The organism is Streptomyces sp. MS191 (genome assembly GCF_008042125.1).
Lineage (GTDB): Bacteria > Actinomycetota > Actinomycetes > Streptomycetales > Streptomycetaceae > Streptomyces.
This window is the reverse complement of sequence record NZ_RDBI01000006.1, coordinates 43,980-54,507: the sequence shown is the minus strand read 5'-3', so window position 1 is coordinate 54,507 and position 10,528 is coordinate 43,980. Positions and strand designations below refer to the sequence as shown.

Below are 10,528 nucleotides of genomic sequence, written 5' to 3'. Positions count from 1 at the left end.
CCGCCCCGCCCGGGCGGACCCTCCCGCCGGACGACCGTCCGCAGGTACGGGGCGACGCCGCGCCCCGGACCCCGCGCGGCGGCGTACTCGCCTACGCGGCCCCGGCCGGACTCGGCAAGACGACCCTGCTCGCCGAGATCCGCCGGCGCGCCGCCGCCAAGGGCTGCACCGTGCTCTCCGCGCGCGGCGGGGACCAGGAGCAGCAGGTCGCCTTCCACGTCGCCCGCCAGCTCCTGCAGCCCCAGCTCGCCGCCGCCTCCGACACCGAACTCCGCCGCCAGCTGGGCAGTTGGTACGACATCGTGGGACCCGCCCTCGGCCTGTGCACCGCGGCCGCCGGCGCCCCGCCCGACCCGCAGGGCCTGCGCGACGGCCTGGACTGGGTCCTGACCCACCTCGCCGTCCGGCGCGCCCCGCTCGTCGTGGTCGTCGACGACGCCCACTGGGCCGACCCCGAGTCCCTCGGCTGGCTCTCCGCCTTCGCGCCGCGCGCCGAGGAGCTCCCCATGCTCCTCGTCGTCGCCTACCGGCCCGACGAACTTCCCGACACCGGAGAAGAGTTCACCGGCCGGCGGTCCGGACAGCGACCCCTCGGACTCGAACCCCTCACCTCCGGAGCCATCGCCGACCTCGTCCGCGACCTCGTCGGCGACCACGCCGACGACGCCTTCTGCCGCGAGTACTGGACCGTCACCTCGGGCAACCCCTTCGAGGCCGTCGAGCTCGCCGCCAAGATCCGCGGTCTGGGACTCGCCCCCACCGCCGACGGCGCCCACGAGCTGCGCGACCTCGCCGCCGCAGTCAAGGGCAGCGGTCTCATCGCCCGGCTCGAACGCCTCGGCACCTCCACCGTCCGGCTCGCCTGGGCCTGCGCCGTCCTCGGCACCGAGATCTCCCCGCAGCTCGYGGGCGCCGTCGCCGGCCTCGGCGACGAAGCCGTCGCCGACTGCGCGGAACACCTCCGCGAGGCCCGCATCCTCGCCGGCACCGAGACCCTCGAGTTCGTCCACCCGCTGATCGCCACCTCCGTCTACAAGGCGATCCCTGCCGCCACCCGGGTCGCCCTGCACGGACAGGCCGCCTGGTGCGTCGTCGACGCCGGCCTCGGGCCCACCGCCGCCGCCCGGCACCTCCTGGAGACCCACCCCGAGGGCGATCCCTGGGTGGTCAAGGAGCTGCGCGCCGCCGCCCGCGAGACCCTCCGCGCCGGAGCACCCGACGCGGCCCGCCGGTACCTCGCCCGCGCCCTGCGCGAACCCCCCTGCCACGACGAACGGGCCGCGGTCCTCTTCGAGCTCGGCAGCGCCTCACTGCTCACCGAGCCGGCCACCACCGTCAACCACCTGCGGGCCGCCCTGGAGGAGCCCGTCTCCGACTCGGCGCTGCGCCACGGCATCGTCTACCGCCTCTCCCAGGTCCTCGCGCACAGCGACCGCCTCGTCGAGGCCTCCGAGCTCCTCGCCCGCGAGTCCCGGCTCACCACCGACGCCCGCAGCCGGCTGCGCATGCAGTCCGAGAAGTTCATGTGGGACGCCTTCCGCGCCGACGAACCCGACTCCCCGGCCCGCTCCCGCCGGCTGGCCCGGCTCGCCGACCGGCTCAGCGGCCGCGACCTCACCGAGCGGTACGTCATCGGCCTGCGCGCCTGGGACGCCACCCTGCGCGCCGAACCCTCGGCCGTCGCCGTCGGCCACGCCGAACGTGCCCTGGAAGGCGGCCTCAGCTGGGCCGACGAGAGCCGCGGCTTCGAGGTCCCGGTCCTGGTCGCGCTGACGTACCTGTACGCCGACCGCCCCGGCCGTGCCGAGGAGCTCTTCGCGGCGGGCACCGCCGAGTTCGAACGCCAGGGCTGGCGCGGCGCGCACCTCGCGTTCGCCTACACCCTGCTCGGATACATCCGCTACCGCCGCGGCCGGCTCGTCGAGGCCGAGGACTTCGTCCGGGCCGGACTGCGCCTGGCCGAACGCGTCGGGCCGCGCACCCCCGCCCACTGGTACGCGGTCGGGGTCATGATCGAGGTGCTGCTGGCCCGCGGCCGGGTCCGGGAGGCCGAGCAGGTCTCCCGTACGCACGACTTCGGCGAGCCCTTCCCCGCCGCCGTCACCTTCCCCGACTCCCAGACCGTCCACGCCGAACTCCTCCTCGCCCTGGGCCGCACCGACGAGGCCGCCGCCGAGCTGGCGTCGGTCGGACGCCGCCTCGACCCGCGCGGCATGCGCAACCCGGCCTGGTGCCCCTGGCAGCTCCACCTCGCCCTCGCCGAGGTACGGGACACCCCCGACCGGGCCCGTGACACCGCCCTGGACGCCGTCGACCGGGCCCGCCAGTACGGTGCGCCCTCCGCGATCGGCCAGGCGCTCCGCGTCACCGCCGAGGTGGTGGGCGGCAGCGAGCGGGTCAAGCTGCTGGAGGAGTCCGTCGACTGGCTGGAGCGCTCACCCGCCGCGTACGAGCTGGCGCGCTCCCTGGTCGCCCTGGGCGCGGCCCTGCGCCGGGGCGGCCGGACGAGGGAGGCCGCCGAGTACCTCTACCGCGGCCTGGAGGCGGCCCAGACCTGCGGCGCCGACGGCCTCGGCGAGGAGGCGCGGGCCGAGCTGGCCGCCGCCGGACTCCGGCCCCGCACCCTCCGCCCGGCCGGCACCGACGCCCTCACCGCGCGTGAGCGGTCCGCCGCGGATCTCACCGTCCGTGGCGAGGACGCGGCGGTCGCCCTCGGCACCGACCACGCCACCGTCACACTGTTGCTCTCCGCCGTCTACCGCAAGCTCGGCACCGATCGGGCGGGCCTCGCGCAGGCCCTGCGGCACACCGGCCGGGAGCCCCGCGAGAGCGCCCCGCACGCCTGACCGAAGAGCCGCCACCGGACCCGCCCCGGCGCGCTGCACACGGCGTCGGGGCACGTACCATGGCCGTATGTCCTTCCTCCGCCGCCGCAGCCCCGCCACTCCCGCGGGCCCGGACTTCGACGTCCTGGCCATGGACCCGGGCGACTGGCCCGGCAACCTCGGCGCAGGCCTGCTGCCCGCCCCCGACGGGACCTGCCAGGGCGTGTTCCTGCGGTACGACCTGTTCGGCGGCCGGGGCCCCGCGATGATCATCGGCAACCTCCCGGAGGGCTCCCCGGCGCGCGAGCTCGCCGAGGGCCAGATCCCCTTCGAGGTCGCCCAGCTCCTCGCCGCTCTGGAGAACGACGAGCCGGTCGAGGTCCTCGACACCGAGGACATGCCGGTCATGCAGGGGGACAACCTGCTGATCGTGCGCCGACTCAAGCTCTCCGAGAGCCGGATCTCCTGCGTGCAGTTCGACCGCAGCGACAACGTCCTCGTGACGATCGCCAGTTGGGACCGCCCGATCACGGACGACCTGTACGCGCTGCTCAAGCCGCTGCCCGCCGAGCTGTTCCAGCAGGGCTGACGGGAGCGGGGGCCGATGAGCGCGCGCGTCGACAGCTGGATCTGGGCCGTACGCCTCACCAAGACCCGCTCCCAGGCCGCCGCGGCCTGCCGGGCGGGCCACGTCAAGGTGAACGGAGACCGTGCCAAGCCCGCCCAGCCCGTGAAGCCGGGCGACGAGGTCAGGCTCTTCCACGGCGGCCGCGAGCGGATCGTCGAGGTCAAGGAACTGCACACCAAGCGGGTCGGACCGCCTGTGGCCGTCGAGGCGTACGTCGACAACAGCCCGCCGCCACCGCCGCGCGAGCACGTGGCCGTCGCCGCGGTCCGCGACCGGGGCACCGGTCGGCCGACCAAGCGCGACCGCCGCGAACTCGACCAGCTCCGCGGGCACCGTCCCTGACGTCCCCGCCGGGAGCCCGTCGGCCGCCCCCGGTCGCCCCGGGGGCGACCGCGCCGTCACCGCGCGGCGGAGCCGAGCAGGGCCGCCAGCCGGGCCGCCGAGGTGCCGATCCCCGCGGGCCCCCGGCGCAGCAGCGCCGTACCACTGCCCGCGTGGACGTCGCCCTCCCCGTAACGGCGTACGCTCCGGTGCCAGTTGAGGACTCCGGCCAGCCAGTCCTCCAGCTCGCGCAGATACGCCCCGAAGGCCGCCCGGCCCTTCGCGTCCAGGTCGAAGTCCTCGTACAGCAAGGGGACTTCGTGCTTCTTCACATGCTCGAACTGCCGCAGCCGCCCGCGCATCAGGTCGTCGACCATCGCCACGGCCGTCGGGTAGTCGCAGTCGAAGAACTTCTGGAGCACCAGCACTCCGTTGTGCACCTCGCCCTCCACCTCGATCTCCTTCTGGTAGGAGAAGAGGTCGTTGACGAGGGCCGCGTAGTCCGCGGCGGAGTTCTCCAGACGGGTGACGGTCCCGGTGCGGTAGACCCCCGGGGGCAGCGCGTCGGCCTGCCGCAACCGGCAGAGCAGCATCGTCAGGTCGGAGCCGAAGGTCCGGCGGCGCATCTCGATGTAGTCCACCGGATCGGGGACCCGGTGCTGCGCCTGGTTGTGCAGCTCCCACAGCCAGCTGTCGAGCATGAGGTCGATCGCGTCGCGCAGCCTGCCGCGCGCCTCGCGCTGCAGGGGGCCGGCCGTCCGGGCCCACAGATCGGCGAGCGCCCGCTCCATCGGGCTCACGGCGAGACCCGGGCCGGTCGCCGGCTCCTCCACCGGCATGCAGGTCTTGAGCCGCTCGGTGCACTGCCTGGCGCCGGCCAGGTCACGCGGCCGTCCGAACACGAGCGGGTAGTAGTCGTCCCCGTAGGTGCCCCACGTCAGCCACTCCGCGCTGAGCTCCAGTTCCTCCAGGGTGCCGTCCGGATCCAGGCCCGCCGAGCAGAGCGCGAAGTCGAAGCCCTCCAGCATGGGCCGGTCCCAGACGTCCTCCAACAGCCCCATGCGCTCGGCCCAGTCGACCGAGAGCCGCCGCGCCTCCCCGTGGTGCGGGCTGAGCGACAGGGGGTAGGGCAGGTCGAACTCGGGCAGCAGGGAGGCGCCGACGTGCTGGTGCGGCACGTGGGTGTGGGCGCGCAGCCGGGCGGCGGCCGGCCGGCCGAACAGCGTCCGGACGTCGAGCGCCGAGGTGCCGAGTACCCCGTCGAGCCGTGAAGGGCCTTTCTCCACAGCCTCGTTCATGTACCGGCTGGACCGCAGGTGCCACTCGTGGCCGCCGGACTGCCAGTCCTGGAGCCCCTTCGCGTACGCCGCCACGGCCGCGCACTCCGCCGGGCCCAGCCCCTTCTCCAGACAGAGCCCGGGCACCTCGGTGAGCGCCGTGTTCTCGAACTGCTGCAACCGTGACGTCAGCAGGTCGTTGACCGCCTCCGCCGCCTCCTGCGTGGTGCAGCCGAGGAACCGCTCCAGGACGAGGACGCCGTTGCTGTTCTCGCCCTCGTCCTCCACCTCCCGCTGGTACGAGAACAGGTCGTTGCGGAGGTGGACGGCGTCCGAGAAGGCGTCCCGCAGGACGAGCAGGGGCCGGCTGCCGGCCACCTGCTCGGGGACCTCGGCGCCGGCCGCGTACTCGACGAGCCCGGCGGACCAGGGGGCACCGCCCACCTTGCGGCGCATCTCGATGTACTCGACGGGGTTGGCGACGCGTCCCTCGTTGATGTTGTCGAGCTCCCAGAGGGATTCGTACAGCAACGCCTCGGTGGCCTCGGCGAACCGTTCCCGCCAGGCCGGCGACATGGCCGGCACCGTGCGCCGCCAGAGGTCCGCGAGTCCGGCCTCGACCGGGTTCGTCGGCTCGGGCACGGCCGTCACCGGGTCGCTCGGCATGAACAGCGGCAGCCGGTCCAGGTACGCCTTGCCGCCGGAGCGGTCCTGGGTGCGCTTGAAGACCTCCAGGAAGTGGTCGTCGAAGAAGAACACCCACGTGTACCAGTCGGTGACCAGCGACAACGCCTCGGCGCCGCAGTCCGGGTGGGTGTAGGAACACAGCAGGGCGTAGTCGTGCGACTCGAGGTCGTGCTCCTCCCAGACGCCGGAGCCCTCCAGCATCCCCATCGTCCGCGCCCACTCCCGGGTGTGCGAACGGGCGGCCTCCACATGGGGGTTGAGCCGCGCCGGATACGGAACATAGAAATCCGGCAGAACGAAGGGCTGAGCCATGCGTGCGGGGCCTTCCGGTGAGCGTGGTCGAGCGGGGCTGATGCCCGCCCAGCATTACCCGTCGCCCGTACGGCGCACGCCGTCCCGAGGTTAGTCATATGAACGGCGGAGGGTGCCGGTGAACCCGTGGTCCGCCGACACCCTCCGCCGCTCCGGGCCGGTCGCCCTCAGCCCTGGGAAACCCGCACGTCAGCGGCCTTCACGAAGGCCACCCGATGGCCGAACTGGATCTCGTAGTACTCCTCCTGCCCGCGCACCACCGTGTGGCCCGTGGTGTCGAACACCGGAGCGAAGTAGTACTCGCCCGGGGTCCGGTCGCCCACCACGTACCGCTGGCCGGCGAGGAGCCGGTACGGCAGCGGCGACACCGCCTGGACCGGGACGCCCGCCGGGTACGCCGACGCCTCCGGGTAGGCGCGCCCGTACACCGGGACCGACGTCGCCCCCTCCTTCGGCGTCAGCACCAGGGCGCGCGCGTTCACCGCCGTCGGCCGCGCCTTCGGGTTGTGGAACCAGGCGATCTGACCGAGGTACCAGATCGCCGTCCAGTCCCCCCGCCGCTCCGCCACCGCGAACTGCTGGCCCGTCGACGCCCGCGCGCCGGTGTCGTTGACCCCTGTGGTGGAGTCCTGGCCGCCGGGGTACAGGCCGACGTCCTTCACCAGCGGGGCGTCGGCGCTCGGCGAGGTGTGCAGCCGGACGGCGTTGCTGCCGTGCGGGGCACACGCCTCGCCCGCCGTCACGCAGCCCGTGTAGACCGGCTGGTTCGCGCTGTAGTCGGGACGGATCGTGACCACGCCCGCCCGGGGGCCCGCACTCGGAGTGATCGGGCGGCCGAGCAGCTGGAAGTAGTGCGCCCAGTCCCAGTACGGACCCGGGTCCGTGTGCATGCCGCGGATCGTCGCCGTGGTCGTCCCCGGCACGGTGTCGTGCCCCAGGATGTGCCGGCGGTCCAGCGGGATGTCGTAGCGCTGGGCGAGGTACCGCACCAGCCGCGCCGAGGTCCGGTACATCGCCTCCGTGTACCAGGCGTCCGGCGAGGTCAGGAACCCTTCGTGCTCCAGACCCACCGACTTGGCGTTCACGAACCAGTTGCCCGCGTGCCAGCCGACGTCCTTGAGCGGCAGGTGCTGGGCGATGTGCCCGTCCGAGGAACGCAGCGAGTACTGCCAGGACACGTACGTCGGGTCCTGCACGAGCCGGAGGGTGACGTCCCAGGACGCCTCGGTGTCGTGCACCACGATGTAGTCGATCGACTGGGACACGGGCCGGTTCGCCTTGTCGTGGTTGCCGTAGTCCCCGTCGCCGAACTCCTCGTACGGCGCCGGGATCCACTCGCAGGCCACCGTCCGCGGGCACTCGGTCGGTCCCGCGTCCGCGGTCCGCAGCCCGAGCGAGGCGAGCTGCTCCGTGGCGGGCGCCACGTCGGGATCGGCCGCCAGCGTGACCACCTGGCCGCTGTCCGTCCTCCGGGTCTCGCCGGAGCGGATCACCTCGTACACGTCGTTCGCGTACGTCGACGCCGTCGCCGTGTCGTCGGCACCCGAGTAGCGCGCCACGGCGCCGTACCAGTCGGCCGGGTCGGCGCTCAGCGGCCGGCCCGACTCGCGCTGGGCGGCGGCCAGCAGGGCGGCCCCGCCCTCGATGTTCGCGGCGCTGCTCGTCCGCAGCTCCTCCGCGGGGATCCCGGCCACCCGGGCGGCTCGCTCCAGCGTCCTGAGGCGCGCCGGGAGCTGCTCCGCCGTCGGCGGCGCGGTCGTCGCCGCGGCGGCCGCGGCCCCGGCCGGGGTCCGGGGGGCGCGCGCGTCGTCGCCGCGGGCGTCCTCCTCGCCGTGGGAGTGGTGCGGGGCCTCGGCCAGGGCCGTCACGGCGTCCGTCAGGTGCATCGGGCCGTAGCCGCCCGTCACGCTCGGGGCCCCGCCGTGCGCGTCCCACCGCGACTGGAGGTACGACACGGCGAGGAGCACGCTCCGCGGCACGCCCTGACGCTCGGCTGAGGCGGTGAACTGCTGCTGCAGGCTGCCGGAGTCCTCCGGCCGGGCGGCGGTGGCGGACGGCGTGGCGGCGAGCAGCGGGAAGAGCAGAGCGGCGGACGCCACGGCGCCCGCCGCTCGGGTGACACGTCTGCGGGACGCGGATCGGTGCAAGGCAGCCTCCGGAGGCGTGGGGTGACGACGGGGCGTGCGGGGCTGGACCCGTACAGGGGTATCGGCTCCCGGACGATCCGTCAATCACCCCTCGGCGCACGGGATTTCCCATGTCAGGAGTGGTGTGCCGGAGTTTCGCGACGGCAGTGCGCGGGCCTGCGGCGCGTCAGTGGAGTGGACCAATGCCGCCGTCCCGTGACCGGGCGCATGCGACCGGCCACGGGTCCGTACCGCGCGCGGTGACGACCGGGAAGGCGACGTCCGCGCGCACGGGGGAATGGCGCACCGGCACCCGGTGTGTCCGCTCCGGACACGGCGACGCCCCGCGTCCCGGTGCTCTCGGCACCGGGCACGCGGGGCGTGCTTCCGTCTCTCCGGACAGGTCCTGGGGCGGCGCGCCTCAGCGCGTGCCGACCGCGGCGCGCACGGCCCGCCGCGCCATGGCGCAGTCGTCGTGCAGGCGTCGCAGCAGCCGCCGCTGCTCCTCGCCGGGGGAGACCGCGCCCGACGGGACGGGGACCGAACCGGCGGGCGGCGCCTCCCTCATGGTCCGCTGCACCGCCGTCTCGTAGGTGCGGATCTCCCGCGTCAGCACGATCATCAGGTTGACCAGGAAGGCGTCCCGGGACGCCGGTCCCGCCTGCTGCGCGAGCTGGCTGATCTGGCGCCGGGCCAGCGGCGCGTCACCGAGCACCGCCCAGATCGTCGCCAGGTCGTATCCGGGCAGGTACCAGCCGGCGTGCTCCCAGTCGACCAGCACGGGGCCGGTGGGGGAGAGCAGGATGTTGGAGAGCAGGGCGTCGCCGTGGCAGAACTGCCCCATGCCCTGACGGCCGCCGGCGTGCGCCAGGCCGTGCAGCAGCTTCTGCAGGTCGTCGCGGTCCCGGTCGGTGAACAGGCCCAGCTCGTGGTAGCGCGAGATCCGCGAGGCGTAGTCGAGCGGGGCGTCGAAGGTGCCGGCCGGCGGGCGCCAGGCGTTCAGCCGGGCCACCGCGCCGAGCGCCGCCCGCACGTCCGCGCGGGGCGGTGCCTCCACGGGGTGGCGCGTGAGCGCCGCCGCGCGTCCGGGCATCCGCTCGATGACCAGCGTGCAGTTGTCCGGGTCGGCGGCCACGAGCCGGGGGGCCCGGACCGGCGGGCGGTGCCGGACGAAGGAGCGGTAGGCGGCTATTTCGTGCTGGAAGCGCTCGACCCACGCGGGCGAGTGGTCGAGTAAACACTTCGCGACCGCCGTCGTCCGTCCCGTGGCCCCCACGATGAGGACGGAGCGGCCGCTGCGGCGCAGCACCTGGACGGGGTTGAACTCCGGGCAGATCCGGTGGACGGACGCGATGGCCATCCTCAACTGCGCGCCCTGCGGACCCGAGAGGTCGATGCGTCCGCTGAGCGGCTGGGCGGCGTTCGCCACCCACCGCCTGGCCCGGCCCGGTTGCGTCACGGGGGCGAGGTACGGTCCGCTGCCGACCGGCACGGTGCGGTGCTGGGGCCGGGGCGGGGCGGACACGGAGGACGATGCTGTGTACATGGAGGAAACAGATCCCTTCGTGTGCCGACGAGTTGCGTGCGTCGCCCCGCCCGGCCTCCGGGCCGCACCCTGGGGAATGTGGGCCGGTTACCGGGGCGGGGTGGCGCGTTCCTACCTGACACCCGGGCGCGGGTGGCGGAACATCGGGCGCACCCTGGCGAACCCTGGCGAATAGTCGCCAGCCCTATGACAGGGGGTTACTGTCAACTCAGCCGAGAACCTGGGGGCTTAGACGTGACCGGACAAACCAACACCCGCCTGGCAGACCTCTTCGGCCTGGCCGGCTGGTCCAAGGGCGAACTCGCGAGACTCGTCAACCGGCAGGCGGCGGCCATGGGCCACCCGCAGCTGGCGACCGACACCTCGCGGGTGCGGCGGTGGATCGACCTGGGGGAGACCCCTCGCGATCCCGTCCCCCGGGTGCTGGCAGCACTGTTCACCGAGCGACTCGGCCGTGTCGTGACCATCGAGGACCTCGGGTTCGTACGACGCGGTGGCGCCGGGAAACGGCAGAACGTCAGGAAAACCGACAACCCTGACGGGCTGCCTTGGGCGCCCGAGCGTACGGCGGCGGTCCTCACCGAATTCACGGGAATGGACCTCATGCTCAACCGACGCGGCATGGTGGGCGCGGGAGCCGCGCTCGCCGCCGGCTCCGTACTCACCAGTGCCATGCACGACTGGCTGCACACCGAACCCACCCGTCCGTCCGCCGCCCCCCGCCGGACCGATCCCCTGCACGCCGGCTGGTACCTGCCCGGATACGACCTGGCGACGATCTGGGCGGTGCTCGGTGACGCGCCGCG

At 74.0% G+C, this 10,528-nt stretch carries 6 protein-coding genes and 1 pseudogene; 4 read left to right on the top strand and 3 right to left on the bottom strand.

What is annotated here, in order from left to right; genetic code table 11:
- The 3 genes from EAO71_RS01350 to EAO71_RS01340 form a co-directional block, all read left to right on the top strand.
- Window positions 1-2,846 (top strand): ATP-binding protein (locus EAO71_RS01350; RefSeq protein WP_187282512.1); only part of this gene is annotated, 2,846 nt, incomplete at its 5' end.
- A gap of 67 nt (window positions 2,847-2,913) precedes the next feature.
- A complete protein-coding gene (locus tag EAO71_RS01345; protein WP_147975910.1) occupies window positions 2,914-3,414 on the top strand; it encodes a hypothetical protein in 501 nt (166 codons plus the stop codon).
- Between the two features lie 15 nt (window positions 3,415-3,429).
- Complete coding sequence (locus EAO71_RS01340) at window positions 3,430-3,795, top strand: RNA-binding S4 domain-containing protein (RefSeq protein WP_147975909.1); 366 nt, start codon at window positions 3,430-3,432, stop codon at window positions 3,793-3,795.
- Between the two features lie 56 nt (window positions 3,796-3,851).
- On the opposite strand, the gene EAO71_RS01335 is transcribed toward EAO71_RS01340, so the two are convergent.
- The 3 genes from EAO71_RS01335 to EAO71_RS01325 form a co-directional block, all read right to left on the bottom strand.
- Entirely contained in the window at window positions 3,852-6,050 is a 2,199-nt protein-coding gene (locus tag EAO71_RS01335; RefSeq protein ID WP_147975908.1) for a terpene synthase family protein, read from the bottom strand.
- A 167-nt stretch (window positions 6,051-6,217) separates the two neighbouring features.
- Complete coding sequence (locus EAO71_RS01330; protein ID WP_147975907.1) at window positions 6,218-8,197, bottom strand: N-acetylmuramoyl-L-alanine amidase; 1,980 nt, start codon at window positions 8,195-8,197, stop codon at window positions 6,218-6,220.
- A 400-nt stretch (window positions 8,198-8,597) separates the two neighbouring features.
- Window positions 8,598-9,722 carry an aminoglycoside phosphotransferase family protein gene (locus tag EAO71_RS01325; protein ID WP_147975906.1) on the bottom strand — a complete coding sequence of 375 codons (1,125 nt, stop codon included), beginning with the start codon at window positions 9,720-9,722 and terminating at the stop codon, window positions 8,598-8,600.
- A 234-nt stretch (window positions 9,723-9,956) separates the two neighbouring features.
- On the opposite strand from EAO71_RS01325, the pseudogene EAO71_RS01320 reads away from it, so the two are divergent.
- Window positions 9,957-10,528, top strand: a pseudogene (locus EAO71_RS01320) (hypothetical protein); the annotation flags it as partial.

Excerpts from the sequence above, each read along its gene's own strand:
- EAO71_RS01345 (WP_147975910.1), top strand. The coding sequence starts at position 2,914 with ATGTCCTTCCTCCGCCGCCGCAGCCCCGCCACTCCCGCGGGCCCGGAC.
- EAO71_RS01340 (WP_147975909.1), top strand. The coding sequence starts at position 3,430 with ATGAGCGCGCGCGTCGACAGCTGGATCTGGGCCGTACGCCTCACCAAG.
- EAO71_RS01335 (WP_147975908.1), bottom strand. The coding sequence starts at position 6,050 with ATGGCTCAGCCCTTCGTTCTGCCGGATTTCTATGTTCCGTATCCGGCG.
- EAO71_RS01325 (WP_147975906.1), bottom strand. The coding sequence starts at position 9,722 with ATGTACACAGCATCGTCCTCCGTGTCCGCCCCGCCCCGGCCCCAGCAC.